The sequence below is a fragment of the Pseudomonas cimarronensis genome (assembly GCF_049331905.1).
In the GTDB taxonomy this organism is placed as follows: Bacteria; Pseudomonadota; Gammaproteobacteria; order Pseudomonadales; family Pseudomonadaceae; genus Aquipseudomonas.
In genome coordinates, this window is sequence record NZ_CP186283.1 from 317,814 (window position 1) to 340,914 (window position 23,101).

Annotated in this window: 24 protein-coding genes, 1 other RNA gene and 2 pseudogenes; 14 read left to right on the forward strand and 13 right to left on the reverse strand. The window is 62.1% G+C overall.

Annotated elements, in window-relative coordinates; all coding sequences use genetic code 11:
- Positions 1-2: 2 nt before the first annotated feature.
- A complete protein-coding gene (gene rfbC, locus ACOCLD_RS01460; protein ID WP_422910576.1) occupies positions 3-548 on the forward strand; it encodes a dTDP-4-dehydrorhamnose 3,5-epimerase in 546 nt (181 codons plus the stop codon).
- Positions 545-1,411 carry a dTDP-4-dehydrorhamnose reductase gene (gene rfbD / locus ACOCLD_RS01465; protein WP_422910577.1) on the forward strand — a complete coding sequence of 289 codons (867 nt, stop codon included), beginning with the start codon at positions 545-547 and terminating at the stop codon, positions 1,409-1,411. Before rfbC ends, rfbD begins: the two co-directional genes overlap by 4 nt.
- On the opposite strand, the gene ACOCLD_RS01470 is transcribed toward rfbD, so the two are convergent.
- On the reverse strand, positions 1,408-2,196 hold the full coding sequence (locus ACOCLD_RS01470; RefSeq protein WP_422911747.1) for a methyl-accepting chemotaxis protein: 789 nt from the start codon (positions 2,194-2,196) through the stop codon (positions 1,408-1,410). The two genes, rfbD and ACOCLD_RS01470, sit on opposite strands and share 4 nt — an antisense overlap.
- Before the next feature lie 297 nt (positions 2,197-2,493).
- Positions 2,494-3,093: pseudogene (locus ACOCLD_RS01475) on the reverse strand (MCP four helix bundle domain-containing protein); the annotation flags it as partial.
- 101 nt (positions 3,094-3,194) lie between these two features.
- Here ACOCLD_RS01475 and ACOCLD_RS01480 point away from each other — a divergent pair.
- From ACOCLD_RS01480 to dctM, 5 genes are all read left to right on the forward strand, one after another.
- Positions 3,195-5,009 carry a sensor histidine kinase gene (locus ACOCLD_RS01480; protein ID WP_422910578.1) on the forward strand — a complete coding sequence of 605 codons (1,815 nt, stop codon included), beginning with the start codon at positions 3,195-3,197 and terminating at the stop codon, positions 5,007-5,009.
- Positions 5,006-6,400 carry a sigma-54-dependent transcriptional regulator gene (locus ACOCLD_RS01485; protein ID WP_257778983.1) on the forward strand — a complete coding sequence of 465 codons (1,395 nt, stop codon included), beginning with the start codon at positions 5,006-5,008 and terminating at the stop codon, positions 6,398-6,400. Before ACOCLD_RS01480 ends, ACOCLD_RS01485 begins: the two co-directional genes overlap by 4 nt.
- A 295-nt stretch (positions 6,401-6,695) precedes the next feature.
- A complete protein-coding gene (gene dctP / locus ACOCLD_RS01490; protein WP_392541375.1) occupies positions 6,696-7,685 on the forward strand; it encodes a C4-dicarboxylate TRAP substrate-binding protein DctP in 990 nt (329 codons plus the stop codon).
- Positions 7,686-7,778: 93 nt separating this feature from the next.
- Positions 7,779-8,411: a TRAP transporter small permease gene (locus ACOCLD_RS01495; protein ID WP_257779137.1), complete on the forward strand. Its 633-nt coding sequence runs from the start codon at positions 7,779-7,781 to the stop codon at positions 8,409-8,411.
- Positions 8,408-9,691: a C4-dicarboxylate TRAP transporter large permease protein DctM gene (dctM, locus tag ACOCLD_RS01500; RefSeq protein WP_392541376.1), complete on the forward strand. Its 1,284-nt coding sequence runs from the start codon at positions 8,408-8,410 to the stop codon at positions 9,689-9,691. The genes ACOCLD_RS01495 and dctM overlap by 4 nt, the downstream gene beginning before the upstream one ends.
- Positions 9,692-9,791: 100 nt before the next feature.
- On the opposite strand, the gene ACOCLD_RS01505 is transcribed toward dctM, so the two are convergent.
- The 4 genes and pseudogenes from ACOCLD_RS01505 to ACOCLD_RS01520 all read right to left on the reverse strand — a co-directional run.
- On the reverse strand, positions 9,792-10,631 hold the full coding sequence (locus ACOCLD_RS01505; protein ID WP_422910579.1) for an alpha/beta hydrolase: 840 nt from the start codon (positions 10,629-10,631) through the stop codon (positions 9,792-9,794).
- 161 nt (positions 10,632-10,792) lie between these two features.
- Positions 10,793-12,307, reverse strand: coding sequence for an autotransporter outer membrane beta-barrel domain-containing protein (locus tag ACOCLD_RS01510; RefSeq protein WP_422911748.1), 1,515 nt, complete (start codon positions 12,305-12,307; stop codon positions 10,793-10,795).
- Between the two features lie 20 nt (positions 12,308-12,327).
- The gene (locus ACOCLD_RS01515; protein ID WP_422911850.1) at positions 12,328-12,603 is read right to left on the reverse strand and encodes a hypothetical protein; all 276 of its coding nucleotides are present in this window, start codon (positions 12,601-12,603) and stop codon (positions 12,328-12,330) included.
- A gap of 370 nt (positions 12,604-12,973) precedes the next feature.
- A pseudogene (locus ACOCLD_RS01520) lies at positions 12,974-13,102 on the reverse strand (ESPR domain-containing protein); the annotation flags it as partial.
- Between the two features lie 123 nt (positions 13,103-13,225).
- Between ACOCLD_RS01520 and ACOCLD_RS01525 the strand changes: the two are divergent.
- Complete coding sequence (locus ACOCLD_RS01525; protein ID WP_422910580.1) at positions 13,226-13,882, forward strand: Fe2+-dependent dioxygenase; 657 nt, start codon at positions 13,226-13,228, stop codon at positions 13,880-13,882.
- 333 nt (positions 13,883-14,215) lie between these two features.
- On the opposite strand, the gene ACOCLD_RS01530 is transcribed toward ACOCLD_RS01525, so the two are convergent.
- Genes ACOCLD_RS01530 through ACOCLD_RS01550 form a run of 5 tightly spaced genes read right to left on the reverse strand, consistent with a single transcriptional unit; the run spans position 14,216 to position 19,048 of the window.
- Positions 14,216-15,433: a 2-octaprenyl-3-methyl-6-methoxy-1,4-benzoquinol hydroxylase gene (locus ACOCLD_RS01530; protein ID WP_422910581.1), complete on the reverse strand. Its 1,218-nt coding sequence runs from the start codon at positions 15,431-15,433 to the stop codon at positions 14,216-14,218.
- Between the two features lie 14 nt (positions 15,434-15,447).
- Positions 15,448-15,930: a DUF4442 domain-containing protein gene (locus ACOCLD_RS01535; RefSeq protein ID WP_392541378.1), complete on the reverse strand. Its 483-nt coding sequence runs from the start codon at positions 15,928-15,930 to the stop codon at positions 15,448-15,450.
- Between the two features lie 3 nt (positions 15,931-15,933).
- Positions 15,934-17,121 (reverse strand): 2-octaprenyl-6-methoxyphenyl hydroxylase, encoded by a 1,188-nt coding sequence (gene ubiH, locus ACOCLD_RS01540; RefSeq protein ID WP_422910582.1) that lies wholly within the window; start codon positions 17,119-17,121, stop codon positions 15,934-15,936.
- Positions 17,122-17,124: 3 nt separating this feature from the next.
- Positions 17,125-18,459 (reverse strand): Xaa-Pro aminopeptidase, encoded by a 1,335-nt coding sequence (pepP, locus tag ACOCLD_RS01545; RefSeq protein ID WP_422910583.1) that lies wholly within the window; start codon positions 18,457-18,459, stop codon positions 17,125-17,127.
- Between the two features lie 34 nt (positions 18,460-18,493).
- On the reverse strand, positions 18,494-19,048 hold the full coding sequence (locus ACOCLD_RS01550) for a YecA family protein (protein ID WP_422910584.1): 555 nt from the start codon (positions 19,046-19,048) through the stop codon (positions 18,494-18,496).
- A 271-nt stretch (positions 19,049-19,319) separates the two neighbouring features.
- On the opposite strand from ACOCLD_RS01550, the gene ACOCLD_RS01555 reads away from it, so the two are divergent.
- The 4 genes from ACOCLD_RS01555 (at position 19,320) to ACOCLD_RS01570 (ending at position 20,698) form a co-directional block, all read left to right on the forward strand.
- A complete protein-coding gene (locus ACOCLD_RS01555) occupies positions 19,320-19,526 on the forward strand; it encodes a TIGR02449 family protein (protein WP_233685505.1) in 207 nt (68 codons plus the stop codon).
- Positions 19,526-19,840, forward strand: a complete 315-nt coding sequence (locus ACOCLD_RS01560; RefSeq protein ID WP_233685506.1) for a cell division protein ZapA — start codon at positions 19,526-19,528, stop codon at positions 19,838-19,840. Before ACOCLD_RS01555 ends, ACOCLD_RS01560 begins: the two co-directional genes overlap by 1 nt.
- A gap of 33 nt (positions 19,841-19,873) precedes the next feature.
- A non-coding RNA gene (gene ssrS / locus ACOCLD_RS01565) (6S RNA) lies at positions 19,874-20,052 on the forward strand.
- A 49-nt stretch (positions 20,053-20,101) separates the two neighbouring features.
- Complete coding sequence (locus tag ACOCLD_RS01570; protein WP_422910585.1) at positions 20,102-20,698, forward strand: 5-formyltetrahydrofolate cyclo-ligase; 597 nt, start codon at positions 20,102-20,104, stop codon at positions 20,696-20,698.
- A 42-nt stretch (positions 20,699-20,740) separates the two neighbouring features.
- On the opposite strand, the gene ACOCLD_RS01575 is transcribed toward ACOCLD_RS01570, so the two are convergent.
- Positions 20,741-20,872, reverse strand: coding sequence for a hypothetical protein (locus ACOCLD_RS01575; protein WP_267925817.1), 132 nt, complete (start codon positions 20,870-20,872; stop codon positions 20,741-20,743).
- A 167-nt stretch (positions 20,873-21,039) separates the two neighbouring features.
- Here ACOCLD_RS01575 and ACOCLD_RS01580 point away from each other — a divergent pair, with 167 nt between their 5' ends.
- Positions 21,040-21,489 carry an EVE domain-containing protein gene (locus ACOCLD_RS01580; RefSeq protein WP_233685508.1) on the forward strand — a complete coding sequence of 150 codons (450 nt, stop codon included), beginning with the start codon at positions 21,040-21,042 and terminating at the stop codon, positions 21,487-21,489.
- Between the two features lie 17 nt (positions 21,490-21,506).
- Here the strand turns inward: ACOCLD_RS01580 and ACOCLD_RS01585 are convergent, their stop codons facing one another.
- Positions 21,507-21,920 (reverse strand): flagellar basal body-associated protein FliL, encoded by a 414-nt coding sequence (locus ACOCLD_RS01585; RefSeq protein WP_257778972.1) that lies wholly within the window; start codon positions 21,918-21,920, stop codon positions 21,507-21,509.
- A gap of 158 nt (positions 21,921-22,078) precedes the next feature.
- On the opposite strand from ACOCLD_RS01585, the gene ACOCLD_RS01590 reads away from it, so the two are divergent.
- Positions 22,079-23,056 (forward strand): NADPH:quinone oxidoreductase family protein, encoded by a 978-nt coding sequence (locus ACOCLD_RS01590; RefSeq protein ID WP_422910586.1) that lies wholly within the window; start codon positions 22,079-22,081, stop codon positions 23,054-23,056.
- Positions 23,057-23,101 lie beyond the last annotated feature (45 nt).

Consider the following 23,101-nt stretch of genomic DNA (forward strand, 5'->3'; position numbering starts at 1 on the left):
GCATGCAGACGATCAGCACCGAGCTGCCCGGTGTGATCATCCTCGAATCCAAGGTGTTTGGCGATCAGCGCGGATTTTTCTTCGAGAGTTTCAACGCCCGTACTTTTACCGAAGCCACCGGCTTGCAGCGAGAATTCGTTCAGGACAACCATTCGCGCTCGCAGCGCGGCGTGTTGCGCGGCCTGCACTATCAGGTGCAGCAGGCACAGGGCAAACTGGTGCGGGTTACTGCCGGTGAAGTCTATGACGTAACAGTAGATTTACGCCGTAGCTCGCCGACTTTCGGCAAATGGGTAGGCACCTTATTGTCCGCCAAAAACAAGCGCCAGTTGTGGATACCCGAAGGTTTTGCCCATGGCTTTCTAGTGCTTAGCGAGTTCGCCGAATTTCTCTACAAGACCACCGATTACTACGCGCCGGAACATGAGCGCTGCATCCGCTGGAATGACCCGACCCTGGCCATCGACTGGCCGCTGGATGGCGCGCCGCAGCTATCCGCCAAGGATCAGGCCGGACTCAGCTTTGCCGATGCGCAGGTCTTCCCATGAAGATGCTTCTGCTCGGCCAACACGGCCAGGTCAGCCAGGAACTGCAACGCGCCCTGCAAGGCGCAGGCGAGTTGACGGTACTGGGCCGCGAACAGCTGGATCTGGCTCAGCCCGCGCTGATCCGCCAGCACGTACAAAATCTGCGCCCCGAGTTGATCATCAATGCCGCCGCGCACACCGCGGTGGATCAGGCTGAGAGCGAGCCGGAGTTAGCCTTCGCGATCAACGCCACGGCACCCGGCATCCTCGCTGAAGCCGCCGCTGAGCTGGGTGTTCCGTTGATCCACTACTCCACCGATTATGTGTTCGAAGGCAACCACACCGCGCCCTACCGCGAAAGCGACGCCACCCATCCGCTCTGCGTTTATGGCCGCAGCAAACTGGCGGGCGAGAAAGCGATTCAGGCCGTGGGCGGCATGCACCTGATTCTGCGCACCAGCTGGGTCTATTCGCAGCACGGCAAAAACTTTCTGCTGACCATGCAACGCCTGCTGCAGGAACGTGAAAGCCTGTCCGTGGTGAACGACCAGATTGGCGCGCCGACCTGGGCCGGCACCATTGCCCAGGCCACCGCGCAGCTAATTGAGCAGTGGCGCAGCGGCCAGGCCGGTCCGTGTGGCGTCTATCACCTGACCGCCCAGGGCGAAACCAGCTGGTTCGGTTTCGCCAGCGCAATTGCCGCGCACCTGAGTAACCAGGGAAAACGCGTGGCGACGCTACAACCTATTCCCAGCAGCGCCTATCCAACCCCGGCGCGGCGCCCGCTCAACTCACGACTGGACTGCAGCCGCCTGCAGCAGGACTGGCACGTCCAGCTACCGGATTGGCAAGCCGCGCTGGAGCAGTGCCTGGCCCGCAGCTAAGCGGTAAAGCGCTGAATCTGCTGCTGTAAACCGCTGGCCAGTTGCGCCAGATCACGACTGGCCAGCGAACTCTGCTCGGCGCCGTTGACCACCTCACCAATGCTGTCGTTAAGGCTGCTGATGTTCTGGCTGATCTCATTAGCCACCGCCGTCTGCTCCTCGGTGGCGGCGGAAATCTGCACATTGCCGTCGGCAATCCCCTCAATGGCATGGGCAATATGATTGAGCACCTCACCCGCTTCACGGGCATGGCTGACGCTGTTCTGCGCCTGCTCGCGCGATAGCTGCATGGCGCTGACCGCACTGCGCGCTCCGCCTTGCAGGGCATCGATCATGCTGCGAATCGATTCGGTGGCTTTCTGCGTGTTGCTGGCCAGGCTGCGCACCTCATCGGCCACCACGGCAAAGCCGCGCCCGGCCTCACCGGCGCGCGCCGCCTCGATGGCGGCGTTGAGCGCAAGCAGGTTGGTCTGTTCGGCAATGCTCTGGATAACACCCAGCACCTTGCTGATCTCATCACTCTGGCTGTGCAGGGTGTCGATCACCTCACCGGCTTTTTCCACCGAGCTGGACAGGCCCTGAATCGATGTGAGGTTGGACTGCACCAGCTCGCTGCCCTGGCGCGCCTCCTTGTTCGCATCCGCCGCATTGCTTGCCGTGGCCTGGGCGTTACGCGCCACCTCCTGCACGGCCACGCTCATCTGGTGCACGGCGGTGGCCACCATGCTGGTCTGATCGCCCTGCGCGGCGGCTGCCTGGCTGACCTGGGCGCTGATCGCGCTCATTTCCTCGGACGCTGCCGCCAGTTGCGTGGCGGTATCGGTCAAATGACGAATCAACGCCTGCTGATGTTCCAGCAACAGGTTGAACGCACGCGCCGTATCGGCCACCTCATCACGGCCAGCGGCATCGGCACGTAAAGTCAGGTTGGAAGATTGCTGCACCTCGCTGATCAACCCACGCAGGCTGGACAGCGGCCGAATGATCGACAGGCTGATCACCAGCGCGGCGACCAGCACCAGCAACAGCGCAATAACCCCGATGACGATAAAGGTCGTTCGGATCGATTCATACTGCGCGTGAGTACGCTCGCCAAGCGCCTCTCCTTCGCTCAACTGCAACCCGATCAGGCCATCCAGTTCGCCGCTCAGCGGATCGAAAGCGTCATACAGCGTGCGGTTGAACGTGTCTGCCGGCGCAGCGCGCAGCTGACCATTGGCGACCTGGCCCAGGTACTGTTCCACCAGTTGCTGCACGCGCTGGAAGTGCGGCCTGGTGCGCTCGACCCGGGCGCTTTCCTCGCGCGTCAGTTTGGTGGCGATATAGGCAGCCCAGGCCTGGTCGCCGCGCTGACGGGCCTCGCTGAACGCCTTGCGCAACTGGTTCTCGTCGAAGACCTCGGCGCGGTATTTGTGCAACGCATCGACCATCGCCACTGCGTAAGCATCCGATACCACCTTGAGCTGGCTGATCGGCTGCATGCGATCACCGAACAACTCATCAAAGCTGGCGTTAAGCTTGCTGGCATTGGACAACGCCATGCCGATGACCACAATCAGCACCAGCAATGGCACCACCGCCAATAACAACAACCTCGCCCTTACCGTCAATTGAGCCAACATCGGACACCTCCAGGGACTAAAGCGCAGCCGTCCATGCAGGGCGCAAGCAGCCGGCACCATTACTCCAGGGCGATGCCGAACGATTTGAGTATTGACCCATATCGGCGAGCTTGCCCGCTTATTGCATAACCACCCACCAAGACACCTAGCCGAGTACCCGCATGCCCACCGCCACTCCGCACCCCCGCCGCCCGCGCTGGCGCAGCCTGGCCCTTCTGGCACTGCTGCTGACACCGCTGCTGTGGCCCTTGCAGCAACTGGCCGAGCGCTACTACAGCGGCGTGCTGATCGAACAGAACCGCCAGACCCTCGACCTGTATGTGGCCAACCTACTCGGCACACTGCGGCGCTATGAGGTGCTACCGCCGATTCTCGGCGACTTACCCGCCCTGCGCCTGGCCCTGCAACAGCCCGACCGGCAGAGCGCCCGCGACAGCGCCAACCGCCTGTTGGATCAAGTCAGCGCGCAGACCGGCGCCGACGTGATCTACCTGATGGACCCCAACGGCAAGACCCTGGCCGCCTCCAACTGGGAGCAGGCCGACTCCTTTGTCGAGCGCAATTTCGCCTTCCGCCCGTATTTCCGCGAGGCCATCGCCGGCCGCCCGGGGCGCTTCTTCGGTCTCGGCACCACCTCCGGCAAGCGTGGCTACTACTTCGCCGCAGCCGTGCGCGATGGAGAGCGCAACCTCGGCGCACTGGTGGTCAAGGTCGACCTCGACCACACCGAAACCCTGTGGGGTAATACCCCGGAGCAGTTACTGGTGACCGACAGCAATGGCGTGGTGATTCTCACCTCCAACAGCCAGTGGCGGTTTACCGCCAGCCGTCCACTGGATGCCGCGGAGCGCGCCGCGATTGCCGCCAACCTGCCGTACCCGACCCAGGCGCCACCGCCGATCAAGCTCGATGCGCAGAACTGGATCCGCCAGGACCGCGAACTCAAGGAAACCGGCTGGACCGTCAGCATCCTCGCCCCGCGCAGCCTGCTCGACCGCCCGGTGCGCACTGCCCTGGTCGCTGGCGGCGGCATTCTGCTGCTGTTGATGCTGCTGCTCGGCCTGCTTATGCAGCGCCGCCGCCACTACCTGGAACGCATCGCCCTCGACAGCCAGGCGCGTCAGCAACTGGAACAACGCGTGCTGGAACGTACCCTCGACCTGGAACGCCTGAACAGCCGACTGAAGCAGGAAGTGCTGGAACGCGAACAGGCCCAGCAGGAGCTGGTGCAAGCCCAGGATGAACTGGTGCAAGCCAGCAAACTCTCGGCCCTCGGCACCATGAGTGCGAGCATCAGCCATGAGCTCAATCAACCGCTGGCGGCCATCCGCAGCTATGCCGACAACGCCGGCGTACTGCTCGATCACCAACGCAACGAGGACGCCCGTGGCAACCTCAAGCTGATCAGCCAGCTCACCGAACGCATGGCCTCGATCATCGCCCACCTGCGTGCCTTTGCCCGTCGCGACCGCCACGCCCCGGAAAGCGTGGCCCTGCAACCGGCCATCGATGACGCCCTGGCGCTGCTGGCCAAGCGCCGCCAGGCCATGCAGGTCGAACTGATCCGCGACCTGCCGGATGCCACCCTGTGGGTGCAGGCCGGGGAAACCCGCCTGCGCCAGGTGCTCGGCAACCTGCTGGCCAATGCCCTCGATGCCTTGAGCGAAGTACCACAACCGCGCCGCCTGTGGCTGAGCGCGGAAGTCACCAGCAGCGGGGTTGACCTGCACCTGCGCGACAACGGCCCCGGCTTCAGCCAGGAAGCCCTGCAACGTGCCCGAGAACCCTTTTTTACCACCAAGACCAGCGCCCAGGGCCTCGGCCTTGGCCTGGCCATTTGCGATACCCTGATGCGCGCCCTGGGCGGTGAACTGCTGTTCGCCAACCACCCCGACGGCGGCGCCCAGCTGACCCTGCGCCTGCGCGCGGCGGATCAGGGCATCAAAACCCAGTCGCCAGAGGACTTTGTCGTATGAGCATGATCGATTCCCGCACCCAGGTGCTGTTGATCGATGACGACCCGCACCTGCGTCAGGCATTGAGCCAGACCCTCGACCTGGCGGGGCTCAAGGTCAGCACCCTGGCCGATGCCCATGGCGTGGCTGCGCGCATTGAGCGCGACTGGCCCGGCGTGGTGGTCAGCGATATCCGCATGCCCGGTATCGACGGCCTGCAACTGCTGCAACAACTGCAGGAACAGGACCCGGAGCTGCCCGTGCTGTTGATCACCGGCCACGGCGATGTGCCGCTGGCTGTGCAAGCCATGCGCGCCGGCGCCTATGACTTTCTCGAGAAACCCTTCGCCAGCGATGACCTGCTCGATAGCGTGCGCCGCGCCCTCGAAGTGCGCCGCCTGGTCCTGGATAACCGCAGCCTGCGCATGGCCCTGGCGGATCGCCATACCCTGTCGGCGCGCTTGGTCGGCCAATCCCCAGCCATGCAACGCCTGCGCGAGCAGATCGGCGCCCTGGCTGGAATCAACAGCGATGTGCTGATCCTCGGCGAAACCGGTGCCGGCAAGGAAGTGGTGGCGCGCGCCCTGCACGATCTGTCCAGCCGCCGCAACGGCCCGTTCGTGGCGATCAACGCTGGCGCCCTGGCGGAATCGGTGGTGGAAAGCGAGTTGTTCGGCCACGAGCAAGGGGCCTTTACCGGCGCGCAGAAACGCCGCATCGGCAAGTTCGAATTCGCCAATGGCGGCACCCTGTTTCTCGATGAAATCGAGAGCATGACCCTGGACGTCCAGGTCAAGCTGCTGCGCCTGCTGCAGGAGCGCGTGGTCGAACGCCTCGGTGGCAATCAGCTGATCCCGTTGGACATCCGGGTGATCGCGGCGACCAAGGAAGACCTGCGCCAGGCCGCCGACCAGGGGCGCTTCCGCGCCGACCTGTATTACCGCCTGAATGTCGCCCCGCTACGTATCCCGGCCCTGCGCGAGCGCGGTGAAGATGCCCTGCTGCTGTTCCAGCACTTTGCCGAAGCCGCCAGCAGCCGCCATGGCCTGGCCGAACGTAGCCTGCAACCCGGGCAACGAGCCGCCCTGCTGCGCCACCCCTGGCCAGGTAACGTGCGCGAGTTGCAGAACGCCGCCGAGCGCTTTGCCCTGGGCCTGGAACTGGACCTCGACCTGCAGGCCCAGGCTGCGGCGCCACAGCCCGATGAGGACGGCAACAGCGGCGGTTTGAATGCCCAGGTGGAAGCCTTCGAGCGCAGCCTGATCAGCGCCGAGCTGAGCCGCTCGCACAGTTCGCTGCGCAGCCTGGCCGAAGCGCTGGGTGTGCCGCGCAAAACCCTGCACGACAAATTGCGCAAGCATGGCCTGAGTTTCGCCGACGCTGGCGGAAGCTCGCCAGACCACTCCGAGTAACTGGCGGAAACCCGCCAAAACCTTCTCCAGCGGCGGCTCTCGCAAGCCGCCAGCCTGCTTCCAAAACAGCGCCAGCCCCCGTCACACCTGCCCTCCAGCCTGACCAGCGGCAATCGGTCACAGGCTGGCATGGCGGTTGCTCTAGCCTCTTGCAGGCGACTCACACACGCACTGGTTGAGGCAATCGCTGCCCAGCGCCCGTCACTTTCTGGCAGGCCGCCTAGACTTGAGCCTGATCGCCCGACATGCCGCGCTAAAGCGCATCACGCATTACAAAAACAAGAGGAAAGACTCCATGTTCAAACTGACTGCCAAGGCGCTGGCTTGCGCCCTGTCTCTGAGCATCGCCGGTATGGCCCAGGCCGCCGACCCGATCGTCATCAAGTTCTCCCATGTGGTTGCCGACCACACCCCGAAAGGCCAGGGCGCCGTGCTGTTCAAGAAGCTCGCCGAAGAGCGTCTGGGCGACAAGGTCAAGGTCGAGGTGTACCCGAACTCCTCGCTGTTTGGCGACGGCAAGGAAATGGAAGCGCTGCTGCTCGGCGACGTGCAACTGATCGCCCCGTCGCTGGCCAAATTCGAGCATTACACCAAGCAGATCCAGATTTTCGACCTGCCGTTCCTGTTCAACGACATGGCCGCCGTCGACCGCTTCCAGCTGAGCCCGGAAGGTCAGGCACTGCTGAAATCCATGGAAGAGAAAAACATCACCGGTCTGGCCTACTGGCACAACGGCCTCAAGCAGCTGTCGGCGAACAAGGCACTGCGTGAGCCAAAAGACGCCCGTGGTCTGAAGTTCCGCGTACAGGCTTCCGCCGTACTGGAAGAGCAGTTCAAGGCCGTGCGCGCCAACCCGCGCAAGATGAGCTTCGCCGAGGTGTACCAGGGCCTGCAGACTGGCGTGGTCAACGGTGCCGAGAACCCTTACTCGAACATCTACAGCCAGAAAATGCATGAAGTGCAGAAGTTCATCACCGAATCCAACCACGGTGTGCTGGATTACATGCTGATCACCAACACCAAGTTCTGGAACGGCCTGCCTGCCGATGTGCGCAGCGAGCTGGACAAGATCATCGTGGAAGTGACTGCCGAAGTGAACAAGCAGGCTGACGCCCTCAACGAAGGCGACAAGCAGCGCATCCTCGAAGCCAAAACCACCGAAATCATTACCCTGACCCCTGAGCAGCGTAACCAATGGCGCGATGCCATGAAGCCGGTGTGGAGCAAGTTCGAAGCAGAAATCGGCGCTGACCTGATCAAGGCAGCCGACGCGGCCAACCAGTAAGGCACAACGGGTCAACTGACGGCCCGTACACCTGCACTGAACACCCGGGCTCGCTGCCCGGGTGTACCGCCCACCACTCTGGAGACTCTAATGATGAACGCCTTGCGGCGCGTCTGGGACCACTTCGAGGAAGCGTTTATTGCCTTCCTGCTGGCCACCATGACGCTGGTGACCTTCGTCTACGTGATCCTCAATAACCTCTACACACTGTTCTACAACCTGGCCGATCGCTGGGAAGGCAGCAGTGAGTTGTTCTTCGCCATTGGCGACAGCATTCTCGGCATGGCCCAGTCGATGACCTGGAGCATTGCCCTGACCAAGGCCTTGTTCGCCTGGTTGATTTTCTTCGGCCTGGCCTATGGCGTACGCACCGCCGGGCATATTGGCGTCGACGCGCTGGTCAAACTGGCCAGTAAACCCGTGCAACGCATCATCGGCATCATTGCCTGCCTGGCCTGCCTGGGCTACGCGGGGCTGATTGCCGTGGCCAGCTTCGACTGGGTACACACCCTGTTCAATGCCGGCATCGGTGCAGAAGACCTCGGACACTTCGGCATCATGCAATGGCATATCACCCTGATTGTGCCGTTCGGCTATGCCATGGTGTTTATCCGCTTTGCCGAAATCCTCGTACGCATCCTGCGCAACCAGCAGACCGGCCTGGGCCTGGCCGATGAAGCCGCTGACGCCCTGAAGATCAATGAGCACGAGGAGCACAAACCATGACCATCCTGTTCCTCTTCTTCCTGCTGTTCCTGCTGATGTTTATCGGCGTGCCGATTGCCGCCTCCCTGGGCCTGGCTGGCTCCGTGACCATCATGCTGTTCAGCCCGGACTCGGTGCGTTCGCTGGCGATCAAGCTGTTCGAAACCAGTGAGCACTACACCCTGCTGGCGATCCCGTTCTTCCTGCTCTCCGGTGCATTCATGACCACCGGCGGCGTGGCCAAACGCCTGATCGACTTTGCCAATGCCTGCGTCGGCCATATCCGTGGTGGCCTGGCGATCTCCGCAGTCATGGCGTGCATGCTGTTCGCCGCGCTGTCCGGCTCGTCCCCTGCCACCGTCGCTGCAGTGGGTTCGATTGCCATCGCCGGGATGGTGCGCTCGGGTTACCCGCAGGCATTCGGCGCCGGTATCGTGTGTAACGCCGGTACCCTGGGCATCCTGATTCCGCCGTCGATCGTCATGGTGGTGTACGCCGCTGCCACCGAGCAATCGGTGGGCAAGTTGTTTATGGCCGGTGTAGTGCCGGGTCTGCTGCTGGGTGTAGCGCTGATGGTGGCGATCTATATCGTCGCACGGAAGATGAACCTGCCAGCCATGCCGCGCGCCACCTTCCGTGAGTTCATCACGGCGGCACGCAAGGCCGTGTGGGGACTGCTGTTGATGGTGATCATCCTCGGCGGTATCTACACCGGCATGTTCACCCCGACTGAAGCTGCCGCCGTGGCCGCAGTCTATGCCGGCTTCGTCGCGCTGTTCGTGTACAAGGACCTGACCATCCGCGAGTGCCCCAAGGTGCTGCTGGACTCCGGCAAGCTGACCATCATGCTGATGTTCATCATCGCCAACGCCATGCTCTTCGCGCACGTACTGACCACTGAGCAGATTCCCCAGACCATCACTGCCTGGGTGATCGAGATGGGCCTGCAACCCTGGCAGTTCCTGTTGGTGGTAAACATCGTGCTGCTGGTGGCAGGCGCCTTTATGGAGCCGTCGGCGATCATCCTGATCCTCGCGCCAATCCTCTTCCCGATTGCCGTGCAACTGGGCATCGACCCGATCCACCTGGGCATCATCATGGTGGTGAACATGGAAATCGGCCTGATCACCCCGCCAGTGGGGCTCAACCTGTTCGTCACCTCGGCAGTGACCGGTATGCCACTGACCGCGGTGGTCAAGGCGGCCTGGCCATGGCTGATGCTCTTGCTGAGCTTCCTGATGATCATCACCTACGTGCCAGCCGTTTCCATGGCACTGCCAAACTGGCTGGGCATGACCTGACAGCAACTCCCTGTGCAGCTCCCTGCGCAGTTTTCCGCCCGGCCTAGTGCCGGGCTTTTTATGCACGCTCGCTACTGGCGAATAGACTGCGCTCTGCGACTTATGGAGCTGGCTCGGACCACAGGCGTGGCCACTGCGCCACCCAGCAACAGTTGTGATCAAACCCATCCAGCACCTGAACCCTGGCCAGAGCGGGCTCCGGCAGACCGGCTACGAACTGCTGGGCAATGATGGGGGGAATCACCCGGTCACGCCCACCCGCCAGATGCCACTGTGGCAATCCTCGCAACCGATCACGCACCTGCGCCGGGTTTAACGAACGCTGCAGCGGGCTAAGGCGCAGTAGCTCAGCCCAATGCTGGTGATCCAAATTGCCGGCCACCGTGATCAGACCCACCACATCATCACGCCTGGCGGCCAGCAGGGTCGCCACGGCAGCGCCACCGGAATAACCAATCAGTTGCAGTTCCTGGGCGGCAAAGCGCTGCTTGAGCTGATCAAGGGCGGCATCACTGGCGGCAATCACCGTTTCGGCAAAGCGCGCGTCGGTCCAGTAGCCCTGCTGGCAGGCACCTGGCGAAGCCTGCAGGTACTGGCAAGGCCGCGCCAGATAGGCAGCATTGCCCTGGGGCTGGGCCAGGGCCAGTTGCAGAGCCAGAGGATTACGCGGGGTCGGGTTGAGCGAAGGACGATTACTGCTGACCCAGGCCAGACCATCGCCCTCGATATAGACCGTGAGCACTGGTGCAGGCTCAGGCGAACGCGGCACATAGCTCACCAACTCCATGCTCACCACTGGTAGCTGCAATCGCTGCCAACCCTTGGCTGCCGCCAGCGCATCGGCATGGGCAGTACGCTCGGCCACAGACTCCAGGCCGACGCAACCTGCCAATAGCGGTATCAGCAGCAATACGCAACAAACCCGTCGAAACGCGGACATGGGCAAGCACCCGAAAGATAAGTCGGTAAAAACGATATGCTCTAAGTTAGCGCCAAATACACCGCTGTACCCGGCAATCGTCAGAGGGCATCGCGCCCCAGACCTCAGAACAGGGCCCAGGGCGTGACACTGTAGTCAACACCCCGGGCAACGGGCTGGGCTTAGAACGCCCAGCGTGCGGTCAGCGAAGCCGAATGGCTAAGGAAGTCCTCGCGGTATTCGGCATCGTAGTTGGCACTTAGCTCAGCGCTGTCGCTGACGCGATAGGTCAGACCCATTCCAGCGCGTGCCAGCCAGGGGCTGGGCTTCAGGCCTTTGGTAACAAAGCCCAGGCCCGGTGCACCGGCATAGGCGCTGGTGATGCTGGCCTGCTCGTTGAGCACGTCATACCCCACACCCAGCTTCGCCGTGGCCTGCAGGCGCGCATCGAAGGCATGCACCAACTCGCCATCCAGCCCCAGGATCAGGCTGTCGGTCGTGCGGCTGTCCACGTCCAGGTTAAGCGCATCGGCCCCCGTCTCCCGATAGCTCTCGTCACGAATCCAGCTGTAGTCGGCGCGTAGAGCCGGGGTCAGCGTGGTGGCTTGGCTGATTGCGTAGTCATGGCTTAGAGCAATGCCAGCATGGGCGATATGGCTGGTGTAGTTGGACTTGGCCGTGGTGCCCATAAACAGGATCTGGCGCTTGCCATCGGTGCGGCCCTGGCCATAGTCGAGCTGCCAGCTCAGCTGGGTGGCGGCATCCAGGTCGTAGCTGCCGTAGCCGATCAGCTGATACAGATCCATCTCGGCGCTATTGGGCGCCGCTTTGGAATCACCATCCACGCGGCTATTGGCATAGGCAATGGCCAGACCGACACGGCTGCGCGAGCTAAGCGACGCATCGCCGCCAAATACCAGGCCGTGGGTATCCACATCGAAGCCGGCTACGCCATCACGCTTATCCTGGCTGGCCCAGGTACCGAAGGGCTGCAGCCACAGCTCGCCCTCACTCAGCAGCGCCTCACCCGAGGCCTGGCCCTTGATACGGCCCTGCAGCACATTACCTACGGCATTGGCAGAATTATTAGCGGCGGCCTGGGAGCTGCCGACTAGCAAGGGCAGAGTCTGGCTGGCGGCATCGGAAACCTGCTGTTCGGTTGCCAACTGGCCCAGATTGGTCACCACCTGCTGCATGCCCGGCGTGCCGCCACCGCTGGCGATAACCTGGTCCAGCACCCGCGCCGCGCCAAAAGCCGGGTTATTGCTATTGGCCTGGGCCGAACTGGTGACGCTGGTATTGGCCGCGCGCACAATATCAAAGTCAATGTTGTTACCGTTGACTTGGCTTAGAAAATCGAACAAGGCACTGTTATCACTCACCTGAGTAAAGTTGCCTGTTAGGCCACTAGACTGCAGCACACCGACCAGGGTCTGACCATCGGCTAATGTATTGACCGACGCCACATTGACGTAGGCCGAACTGCCGGTGACGTTGGCAGTGCCGCTGACGATCAACTTGCCATAGCCACTCTCATTGTCATCGGAAGTCGCCGCAATACTGAATAAGCCACCACTGCCCAGGGTGAAATCGCCAGTGATATGCGAGGAAATGTAGAGCGCGCCGGTATCACCCACTTGCACGGTAGCGCTACCGGCCTGAACACCGCCGATGATGCTCGAGCCAGAGCGCAACACCAATTTATTGTCTGCCCCGGTCAGCTCAATAGCATTGGCACCTGAGCCACCACTGATAGTCCCACTGTTGTAAATGGTGGCGCCGCCTGTACTAATAACACCAACACCACCCACCACGCCGGCATCTCCAGCGTCACCATTCTGACCTGAAGCAGCGCCAAAGGCCCCACCATTTCCACCAATTCCACCTGCCCCACCAAGACCAGGGGTACCACCACTAATAAAGCCTGAATTGTAAAGAATAAAGCCACTTCCAGTGATGCCATCACCGCCATCACCACCATCACCACCATCACCGCCGTTACCGCCTACGCCTCCAACATCTGACGCCAATCCATCGCCAGGCAAAACTCCACCTCTTCCCCCTTCACCACCGTTACCACCGTTACCACCGTTACCGCCAGTTATCGAACCGGTATTATTGAGAGTGAAACCGGCACCTGAAAATGCAGCAGCCCCTTCTAAACCTTCATCGCCATCGCTGCCTACACCGCCTGGAATTGCTTGAAAAGAAGGGCCATCAAAACCCTTCAGACCAATCGCACCATCCGCACCGTCCATCCCCTGGCAGGTGCCAGAAAAGCTGGTCTGCCCGCTCAGATTGCAGGTTGCTGGGGTGGCCACGGCCTGCTGACTCGTGCCCAGCAGTGCCACCACGAGCGCCCCCGCCAACGGTGTCAGCAACCGTGCCCCGGCAGCCGTCGAGCCGCCTTTGCCCGCACTGCCAGCGGTTTCAGGGGCCACCTGCAAGGCACCAAGGGTGGGGTTAAAAACCAGCTTGTAATTCTTGTTCATCTGGAGGCTTCCTGAAGCACGGACTGACAGCTAGGGTTGGGTGGTGATTAAAACCGTCCGATAATAGCAAAGTGATACCTTCGTGCCAGCACCGCTTGGCGCACGCCCCTGAGGAATAGCTCCGTGCATCAACTGATCCTTAATGATGTGCTGCCCCCTGCCCTGCTGGAGCAGGTGCGAAAGGTACTGGCCAGCGCCCACTTCAATGACGGCAAGGACAGCGCTACCGGCTTGGCCCGAGCCGCCAAGCACAACCTGCAGCTACCTCAGCAGGAGCATGCCGCGCTGCTTGATGCCATTGCCCAGCGCCTGTTCGAACTGCCCGAACTGCAGGCCTTCGCCATGCCCCTGCATGTGGGGAGGCCACTGATCAATCGTTTCGAGCCTGGCATGGCCTATGGCCTGCACAGCGATTCGGCCTACCTCAATGGCGTGCGCGGTGATGTGGCCTACACCCTGTTTCTCGAAGACCCGGCCAGCTATGAGGGTGGCGAACTGCAGATTCTCAGCCGTGGCCAGACCTACCAGTTCAAACTGTCAGCCGGCAGTCTGCTGCTCTATCCCTGCGGAGATCTGCATCAGGTATTGCCGGTGACCCGCGGCGTACGCCATGCCGCCGTAGGCTGGATCCAGAGCCAGATCCGCGACGCCGACCAGCGCGAACTGATCGCCAAGCTCAAGGCCGTACCCCTGTATATCGGCCAGGAAGAGCGCTACCGGGATCTGGCCATCCAGACTAACGAATGCATCCAGCGTCTGATCCGTATGTGGGGCAATTAAACGGGAGTGCATCCACCTGTGTGCGTCCTACACACTCCACAACAGACGGTGAGGGATCGGCAATAACGCCCTAATGCAGGCTGTATTTGACCAATCTTGGTGAGGCAACCAGCTGCGACTGAGGCACGTTTTGATGGTGACGAGCCGTAATTGTTCGCTGGACAAACCCATTAGCCACGCCGAGCGCGACGTCGGATATGAACTAAAAGTAGCGCTATCTGCATCGTCTTAGCACAGGCAAGCACGGTGGATTTAACGGAAAAGTTCGTCGCGCGCGGCGCTTTCAGACAGGATTGCATTCGCCTTAATGCATAGCGCATTAAGGTGAACTAGCTAAACCCGCGCCAAATCGGGCAGGTCGCCAGACAAACCCAGGGCCTGGCGCACGAACAGCGCCTTGGCTTCCGGCAGCTCGTCCACCCAGTTGAGGCCGCTGTTGCGCAACCAACGCACCGGCAGCGGATCGGCCTGGAACAGCCGCTCGAAGCCCTCCATCGCCGCCATCATCGCCAGGTTGTGCGGCATGCGCCGACGCTCGTAACGGCTCAGCACTTTCACATCGCTCAGACGCTCGCCGCGTTGTGCGGCGTGCAGCAGCACTTCGGCCAGTACGGCGACATCAAGGAAGCCCAGATTGACGCCCTGCCCGGCCAGCGGATGGATGCTGTGCGCGGCATCACCGATCAGCGCCAGGCCGTCCTCGACATAACGCTTGGCGTGGCGCTGACGCAGCGGAATGCACAGACGCGGATCGGCCTGGAGGATGTCGCCCAAGCGATGCTCGAAGGCAAAACCCAGGGCCCGGCGAAAGCCCGCGTCATCCAGGGCCATCAAGCGTTCGGCTTCGGTGGGCGTTACCGACCAGACAATCGAGCACCAGTGCTCACCTTCGGGGCCAGCCAGCGGCAGGAAAGCCAGCGGGCCGTCATCGGTAAAGCGCTGCCAGGCGGTGGCCTGATGCGGCTTGCTGCAACGCACACTGGTAACGATGGCGTGGTGCAGATAATCCCATTCACGGGTGGCGCAACCGGCCAGACGCCGCACCGCCGAGTTGGCGCCGTCGGCAGCGATAATCAGCGGCGCGCGCAGCTCACGGCCGTCGCTCAGGCTGAGCAACCAGCCGTCACCAGAGCGGCGCAGCTGCTCCAGGCGCGCCCCAGGCAACAGGCCAATCGGGCTGTCGTGCAGACGTTCAAGCAAGGCGTCCTGCACCACGCGGTTCTCGACGATATGGCCGAGCGCTTCGGCGTGCACGCTGGCGGCGCTGAAATGGATCTGCCCGGTGCCCGAGCCGTCCCATACCTGCATCTCGGCATAAGGGCAGGCGCGCCGTGCGGCGATGCCATCCCACACACCCAGACGCTCAAGAATGCGCTGGCTGGCCACCGATAACGCACTGACGCGCGGCTCAAAGGCCGAAGCGGCGTCGAAGGGTTTGACACTCAGCGGGCTGCCATCCAGCAGGATGATGTCCAGCCCCTGATCCTGCAGGGCCAGCGCCAGGGCGCTGCCCACCATGCCAGCACCTACGATGATCAGATCCGCTTGCATCACATATTCCTTGTTCAAGCTGCCTGCCGAGCGCGCGGTTTCAGCCGCACATAAAGAGTCTTGTGCACCCGTGCCACCAGCGTGCCGCTGCCATCGCGCACTTCCACATGCAGCTCAGGGTGGTACTTATCGCCATTTGCCGTGTGCTGACGGATGTCGTCGAGCAGGTGTTCATCAATGCTGAAATCGGCGTACACCGGACCTTTACCGGGGGCGATAAAGTCGATGCGCGCGGCCTTGTCCCAGACAATAAAATCGCCCCCGAGGTTTTCCATGATCATCAGCATGAAAAACGGGTCAGTCATCGAATACAGGCTTCCGCCAAACTGGGTGCCGACGTAGTTGCGGTTATACCAGCCCAGGCCCATCTTCACCTGCACCTGACGGAAGTCCGCGCTGATCTGCCGCACCCGCACGCCGGCCCCCAGGTAGGGCGGATACAGGTTCATCGCCCAGCGCAGCAGCCGCGCCTTGCGCGCCAGTTTGTTTGCCGACATGCATCAATGCTCCGAACGGGTGCCAAGGCCCATGGCCTGGCGGGCGAACCAGCGTTTCGCCGGGGGTAATAGATCGAGGCCGAGCAGGCCGAGGTTGCGCCCGGCCGCCAACAACGGCTGACCCGTGCTGAACAGGCGGGTGACCTGGTCGGAAAAGCCCACCGTCAGCTGTTGATCCAGCTGCTGACTGCTCAGGTAGCGCTGCAGGGTGGCCAGATCGCCCAAGGGCGCGTTGCTGGCCAGCAGGGTTTCGGCCAGCACCAGGGTGTCGCGCAGCGACAGGTTGTAGCCCTGCCCGGCAATCGGATGCAGGCTGTGCGCGGCATTGCCGAGCACCACCAGATGCTGACGCACCTGCTCCTTGGCCGCGGTCAGCGCCAGCGGATACAGGTGCCGCGCACCAACCTGGCGCAAACTGCCCAGGCGGTAGCCGAAAGCCTGCTGCAACTCGGCGAGAAACGCCGCATCGTCCAGCGTCGACAGGCGTTCGGCTTCCAGGCTGGCACGGGTCCAGACCAGCGCGCAGCGGTTATCCGCCAGCGGCAGCAGGGCCATCGGCCCTTCTTCGGTAAAGCGCTCGAAGGCCAGGCCGTTGTGCGCCTCTTGCGGGCTGACGTTGGCGATCAGCGCGCTCTGGCCATAAGGCGTGTTGCTGACGGCGATGCCCAGTTGCTCACGCAGCCCGGAGCGGCCACCTTCAGCGAGAATCGCCAGGCTGCATTCCAACTCACTGCCGTCATCCAAAGTCAGCCGATAGCCATCGGCCAGGGCCTGCATCCGCGTGACCAGGGCCGGGCTGCGCCAGCTCACCACCTGTTGATCCAGGGCCTGCCACAGGCATTCGCCGAGCCAGGCGTTTTCCACCACGTAACCCAGTGCCGGCACGCCTTCTTCCTCGGCGCTCAGGCGCGCGGCAGCGAAACGGCCACGGTCGGAAACATGAATCTGCTTGATCGGCTCGGCACGCTGGCTGATCTGCTGCCACAGGCCGAGACGCTGATAAATCTGCTGCGAGCCGAACGACAACGCAGTCGAACGTGCGTCATAGCTGGGCTGATAACCGTTGCCCGGAGTGAAGGGTTCAATCAGGCAAATACGCCAGCCGCGCTGCTTGGCCTCGGCCTGCAGGGCCACGGCCAGGCTCGCGCCGACCAGGCCACCGCCAATAATCGCAATGTCGACGCGTGACATGCGCTAGGCCGCCACGCTGCGTGCGGCAGCCATCAGCGCTTCGATCTCGGCGACGGTTTTCGGCACGCCGCCAGTGAGAATTTCGCAGCCGGTCTTGGTCACCACCACGTCGTCTTCGATGCGCACGCCAATACCGCGCCACTTCTTCGCCACGTCCTGATTGTCCACGGCGATATAAATGCCCGGCTCGACGGTCATGGCCATGCCGACTTCCAGCTCACGCCATTCGCCGCCAACCTTGTACTCACCGACGTCGTGCACATCCATGCCCAGCCAGTGACCGGCGCGGTGCATGTAAAAAGGTTTGTAGGCTTCAGCGGCAATCAGCTCATCGACATCGCCGCTGAGCAGCCCCAGCTCCACCAGCCCGGCAGTGATGACCTGCACAGTGGCCTCATGGGCCTGGTTCCAGTGTTTACCGGGAGCAATTTCCTTGAAAGCCGCTTCCTGCGCCGCCAGCACCAGTTCGTAGATCGCCTTCTGTTCCGGCGAGAAGGTGCCACTGACCGGAAAGGTGCGGGTGATGTCACTGGCGTAGCAGTCGATCTCGCAACCGGCGTCGATCAGCACCAGGTCACCGTCTTTCAGCGGCGCGTCATTCTCGCGGTAATGCAGGATGCAGGCGTTCTTGCCGGCCGCGACGATGCTGCCATAGGCCGGCATCTTTGCCCCACCCTTGCGGAACTCGTAATCCAGCTCGGCTTCCAGGTGGTACTCGAACAGACCGGCACGGCTGGCCTGCATGGCGCGCACATGCGCGCGCGCGCTGATCTCCGCCGCCTCTTTCATCACCTTGACCTCAGCCGCTGACTTATAGAGGCGCAGGTCATGCAGCAGGTGCTCAAGGGTGATGAACTCGTTCGGCGGCGTCGCGCCCTGACGCGCCTTGGAGCGGATCACGTTGATCCACTCCATCAGCTGACGGTCGAACTCATGGTTGGTGCCCATGGAGGAATAGACCCGATCACGGCCTTCGATCAGCCCCGGCAGAATGTCGTCGATATCACCAATCGGGAATGCGTCATCCGCGCCGTACTGACTGATCGCACCATCCTGACCAGCGCGCAGGCCATCCCACAGCTCACGTAGCGGGTCACGCTCGCGGCAGAACAACACGTACTCGCCATGCTCGCGTCCGGGAATCAGCGCGATTACCGCCTCCGGCTCGGGAAAGCCGGAGAGGTACTGGAAGTCGCTGTCCTGGCGGTAGATATGCTCAACATCGCGGTTGCGGATATACACCGGCGCCGCCGGCAGAATCGCGATGCTGTTGGGTTCCATCTGCGCCATCAGCGCCTTGCGCCGACGGGCGTATTCCGACTTGGGGATGCTGATCATGGGCAGATTAAGTCCGGTTGCGGTTACAGGAAGATCAATGCAGCGACGGCTTCGTCGCGGCAACCACTGGCTTGGCGCACTCGCTGAACAGCAGCAATGGCGCCACACGCAGGTATTCCATCACTTCCATGTAGTCGTTCTCGCCATCGTCGGACTCATCCAGGGCGTTCTGCACCTGAGAAATCGCCGAGAGATCCTGCAGCACTTCCATGGCTTCCGCGCTCAGGGCGCTGTCACGGGCAGTCAGGCCAAAGCCGCCGAGGAAGCCCTGGCACCATTGTCCCAGAGCCACAGCGCGCTCGCTAAGCGGCGCATCGTCGCTGGGCAGCAGCAACACCACAGTGACGTCATTGCTGGACAGCTCGTTCTTGACCATTTCCTGCAGGCCGATCAGCGCTTGGCGCACGGTGTCTTCAGGGGCAGCGCCGAGCAGCTCGGCGGCATCCACCAGCCAGGGGTCGATGTCAAAGCCGGCACCAGCACAGCTACGGCCAAGCAGCAGGCCATGCAGTTCGGCCGGGGAAACGGGGTGGCCGTTGCTGGCGAGCAGGGCGGCAAAAGCGGAATACGGGGAGTTCGAGGTAGGCATAGATAACTAGGCGCAACGCTGCGCAATCACTAGAATGGAGGCCTTGTATCCTAGCACCGGCAAGCGCGCCAAGACTATGCAAGGTGCTCGACGGAGCGCGCATGACTTGCACGACGGGTGAAACTCATCAACCTCTGGCAGCGCAATCTGCCTCACACTGCCCAGACTGCCGCACAACAACGTCGTGCACTGCCCGGCACTGTCGAAGACGACTGAAAACCGCTATTTTCCGTTTGTCCGTCCCGCTCATATACCCGCGAGTAGAGAACCCATGGAAGACGCCGATCTGCATGCCCTCACGACCAAGCTGGATCTGCTTATCCAGCGCGTCGAGCAGCTCAAAGCGCAAAACCGACAGCTTCTGACGAGCGAAAAGGCCTGGCGCGAAGAGCGCGCGCACTTAATTGAAAAGAACGAAATGGCCCGGCACAAGGTCGAATCCATGATTTCGCGCCTCAAAGCCCTGGAGCAGGATTAATGACCCAGTCGAATACCTTGACCGTCCAGATTCTGGACAAAGAATATTGCATCGCCTGCCCGAGCGATGAACGCAGCAATCTGGAAAGCGCCGCACGTTACCTGGACGGCAAGATGCGCGAGATTCGCTCAAGCGGAAAAGTGATCGGTGCCGACCGCGTTGCCGTGATGGCTGCCCTGAATATCACCCACGACCTGCTACATAAACAGCAACACCTTGATCAGCAGGCCGGCGCCAACCGCGAACAGGTACGCAGCCTGCTCAACCGGGTCGACAGCGCTCTGGCACGGGATGCTGATGAGCAAGGCAGCTGATTACGCGCAGACGCTTTCGGGTATACTGGCCACCGCTCCCTGGAGTGTGCGCCAGTTGGTGATGTCCCTGAGCCGATACGCACAAACCCGGGGGTTGCATGTTGAGGCCGGTGTGCATGTCCGCCTGACGGAAAGCCTTAACGCCTCCTGCAACCTCCACCTTGAACTTTCGGGTTCAAGGGCTAAACCGACAGCGGCACGTCGGGGAGTCACCCTTTCCAGCCTGTTGCCCAACCGTGGCAACAGCGCCTGCTCAAACCCATGACCGATACCTCCGCACTGAGTCGTGCGCAACTGCGCCGGCACCTGCGCGCCCAGCGTCGCGCGCTTGGTCGACAGGCTCAGCGCAAGGCTGCACACGGTCTGTACCGGCAGCTCGCCCAGCACCCGCTGTTTCGCCGCGCGACGCAGATTGCCCTGTACCTGCCCAATGATGGCGAGATCGACCCGCGCCCACTGCTGCGTGCAGCACAACAGCGTGGCAAGACAACCTACCTGCCGGTACTCAGCCCCTGGCCACGCAGCAAGATGGTGTTTCAGCGTATTCGCCCTGGTGAACGCTTGCAGAAAAACCGCTTCGGCATTGACGAGCCACGGCGCAACCGCAAGCAGCAGCGCAAGGTCTGGACTCTGGATCTGGTATTACTGCCGCTGGTCGGTTTCGACCGCCACGGCGCGCGCCTGGGCATGGGCGGAGGGTTTTATGACCGCAGCCTGGCCTACCGTGCACTGCGCAAAAATTGGCACAAACCGACGCTATTGGGCCTGGCGCATGAGTGCCAGCAGGTCGAACGACTGAGCATGGCCAGTTGGGACGTGCCCCTGCGAGGCACCGTGACGGACAAGGCGTGGTATTGACGGGTTGCAGCGGTACCGCGCTCCCTGCGGTACATAACCGGTTTAGCCTGCCACTTTAGGCTGCACTACCGGCGCCGGCTGGCGCTCCCACAGGCTCTGGGTGTAACCCGTGGTTACTACGCCGAGGCTGAACAGAATCACCAATACCCACAACACATCTGGTTTACGTTTCATTCAATGCCTCCCCCTTCAAGGCATGCGCGCGGTGTTCCCGCAGCAATTATTGTTATAGAGCCCATAACGGCGGCCATCCGCACAGCCACTCGGGCGACAACCCAACCTGGCAAACACCGTGCGTTAAGCCCCGCCCGTTACTGGACTGACCCACAGGAGCAAAGTTCATGCCTTATTGGCTAATGAAGTCAGAACCCGACGAATTATCCATCCACGACCTGCAACGGCTGGAGCAAGCACGCTGGGATGGGGTGCGCAATTACCAGGCGCGCAACTTCGTGCGCAGCATGCAGCCAGGTGATCTGTTCTTTTTCTACCATTCCAGCTGCCCGGAACCGGGCATTGCCGGGATAGCCCGCATCGTCTCGGCGCACTACCCCGACCCAACGGCCCTGGAGCCTGACAGTCACTACTTCGACGCCAAGGCCAGCGCCGCCAAGAATCCCTGGAGTGCGATTGATGTGGCTTTTGTCGAGGCCTTCAAACGAGTTATCCCGCTGGCCCAGTTGAAAGCCCAGAGCGCCCTGCTGGAACTGCCGCTGGTGCAGAAAGGCAGTCGCCTTTCGGTGATGCCGGTTGGGGCTGAGGAATGGGCTGCCGTTCTCGCGTTGCGCTGAAACAGCGCAACGCAGACTCACTGAATAATCAGATTGTTGAACAGTAAATCTTCCACCAGTGGCTTGCCTTCTTCCTGGGTGAGGATTTCCTGCACCTGTTTAAGGGCCTCGGCGCGCAGCGTTTCGCGGGCACCGGGTGCAGCCATGGCCGGCTCGGTCTGCTGCGAGAACAGCATGACCAGCTGATTACGGATCAGCGGCTCATGGTGCTTGACCTTGGCTTCTACGTCCGCGCCGGTGACCCGCAGAGACAGATCCGCCTTGTAGAACTTGAGTTTGGGGCCCTCACCGAAGTTACCCACCAGCGCCGGCACCAGGGTGACGTAGGACACCACGGGGGCCGCCGCCCCTTCCTTGGCTTCTTTGTCTTCCGATGCATGCACCGTCAAGGGCAGGGACAGGGCCAACAGCAATGCGATCCAGGCTTTCACAGGCGGTATTCCTCAAGAGTTCAGCCCCTAGCATAGCCACACTCAGGCAGCGGCCCAAGCCCCAGGCTTATGCATGGCTATCAGGCACAGCCATGCTCGTTGACCGTGGCGCCCTCACACCTACACTGCATGGCCATCAACCGCAGAGGAAAAGCCCGATGAAAGCCGTGCTGTGCAAAGCCTTCGGCCCCGCCGAAACCCTGGTACTGGAAGAAATCGCCAGCCCCGAAGCGAAGAAGAACGAAGTGCTGCTCGAAGTCCATGCCGCCGGAGTCAACTTCCCCGACACCCTGATTATCGAAGGCAAGTACCAGTTCAAACCGCCCTTCCCGTTCTCGCCGGGTGGCGAAGCCGCTGGTGTGGTCACAGCCGTCGGTGAAAAAGTCAGCCACCTGAAGGTCGGCGATCGGGTTATGGCCCTGACCGGCTGGGGCAGCTTTGCCGAAGAAGTGGCAGTGCCCGGCTACAACGTCATGCCGATCCCGGCGAGCATGGATTTTGCCAGCGCCGCCGCCTTCGGCATGACCTACGGCACCTCGATGCATGCCCTCAAGCAGCGCGCCAACCTGCAACCGGGGGAAACCCTACTGGTGCTCGGCGCATCCGGTGGTGTCGGCCTAGCGGCTGTGGAAATCGGCAAAGCCATGGGCGCCAAAGTGATCGCCGCGGCCAGCAGCGCGGAGAAACTCGAAGTAGCCAAGGCCGCAGGCGCTGACGAACTGATCAACTACAACGAAAGCAGCCTGAAGGACGAAGTGAAGCACCTGACCGGCGGCCAGGGCGCCGACGTGATCTATGACCCGGTGGGCGGCGACCTATTCGACGCGGCCATCCGCTCCATCGCCTGGAATGGCCGTCTGCTGGTGGTGGGCTTTGCCAGCGGGCGCATCCCCGAACTGCCGGTCAACCTGACCCTGCTCAAGGGCGCGGCCGTGGTCGGCGTATTCTGGGGCGCGTTCGCCCAGCGCCAACCGCAGGACAACGCCGCCAACTTCCAGCAGCTGTTTGCCTGGCACGCCGCAGGCAAGCTCAAGCCGCTGGTGTCGCAGACCTTCCCGCTGGCCCAGGCGGGCGAGGCGATCAACACCCTCGGCCAGCGCAAGGCCGTGGGCAAGGTCGTGGTACAGGTGCGTTAAACACCCAGCACCGGCAGCCGGGCATACAGCCGCCCGGTTTGCAGA

Bases quoted from the DNA above. Each gene is read 5' to 3' on its own strand.
- ACOCLD_RS01505 (WP_422910579.1), bottom strand. From the start codon at position 10,631: ATGTCCGCGTTTCGACGGGTTTGTTGCGTATTGCTGCTGATACCGCTA.
- ACOCLD_RS01530 (WP_422910581.1), bottom strand. From the start codon at position 15,433: ATGCAAGCGGATCTGATCATCGTAGGTGCTGGCATGGTGGGCAGCGCC.
- ACOCLD_RS01570 (WP_422910585.1), top strand. From the start codon at position 20,102: ATGACCGATACCTCCGCACTGAGTCGTGCGCAACTGCGCCGGCACCTG.
- ACOCLD_RS01495 (WP_257779137.1), top strand. From the start codon at position 7,779: ATGAACGCCTTGCGGCGCGTCTGGGACCACTTCGAGGAAGCGTTTATT.
- rfbD (WP_422910577.1), top strand. From the start codon at position 545: ATGAAGATGCTTCTGCTCGGCCAACACGGCCAGGTCAGCCAGGAACTG.
- rfbC (WP_422910576.1), top strand. From the start codon at position 3: ATGCAGACGATCAGCACCGAGCTGCCCGGTGTGATCATCCTCGAATCC.
- pepP (WP_422910583.1), bottom strand. From the start codon at position 18,459: ATGATCAGCATCCCCAAGTCGGAATACGCCCGTCGGCGCAAGGCGCTG.
- ACOCLD_RS01555 (WP_233685505.1), top strand. From the start codon at position 19,320: ATGGAAGACGCCGATCTGCATGCCCTCACGACCAAGCTGGATCTGCTT.
- ACOCLD_RS01480 (WP_422910578.1), top strand. From the start codon at position 3,195: ATGCCCACCGCCACTCCGCACCCCCGCCGCCCGCGCTGGCGCAGCCTG.
- ACOCLD_RS01575 (WP_267925817.1), bottom strand. From the start codon at position 20,872: ATGAAACGTAAACCAGATGTGTTGTGGGTATTGGTGATTCTGTTCAGC.
- ACOCLD_RS01550 (WP_422910584.1), bottom strand. From the start codon at position 19,048: ATGCCTACCTCGAACTCCCCGTATTCCGCTTTTGCCGCCCTGCTCGCC.
- dctM (WP_392541376.1), top strand. From the start codon at position 8,408: ATGACCATCCTGTTCCTCTTCTTCCTGCTGTTCCTGCTGATGTTTATC.
- ACOCLD_RS01470 (WP_422911747.1), bottom strand. From the start codon at position 2,196: ATGAGCGCGATCAGCGCCCAGGTCAGCCAGGCAGCCGCCGCGCAGGGC.
- ACOCLD_RS01590 (WP_422910586.1), top strand. From the start codon at position 22,079: ATGAAAGCCGTGCTGTGCAAAGCCTTCGGCCCCGCCGAAACCCTGGTA.
- ACOCLD_RS01580 (WP_233685508.1), top strand. From the start codon at position 21,040: ATGCCTTATTGGCTAATGAAGTCAGAACCCGACGAATTATCCATCCAC.
- ACOCLD_RS01535 (WP_392541378.1), bottom strand. From the start codon at position 15,930: ATGTCGGCAAACAAACTGGCGCGCAAGGCGCGGCTGCTGCGCTGGGCG.
- ACOCLD_RS01560 (WP_233685506.1), top strand. From the start codon at position 19,526: ATGACCCAGTCGAATACCTTGACCGTCCAGATTCTGGACAAAGAATAT.
- ACOCLD_RS01485 (WP_257778983.1), top strand. From the start codon at position 5,006: ATGAGCATGATCGATTCCCGCACCCAGGTGCTGTTGATCGATGACGAC.
- dctP (WP_392541375.1), top strand. From the start codon at position 6,696: ATGTTCAAACTGACTGCCAAGGCGCTGGCTTGCGCCCTGTCTCTGAGC.
- ubiH (WP_422910582.1), bottom strand. From the start codon at position 17,121: ATGTCACGCGTCGACATTGCGATTATTGGCGGTGGCCTGGTCGGCGCG.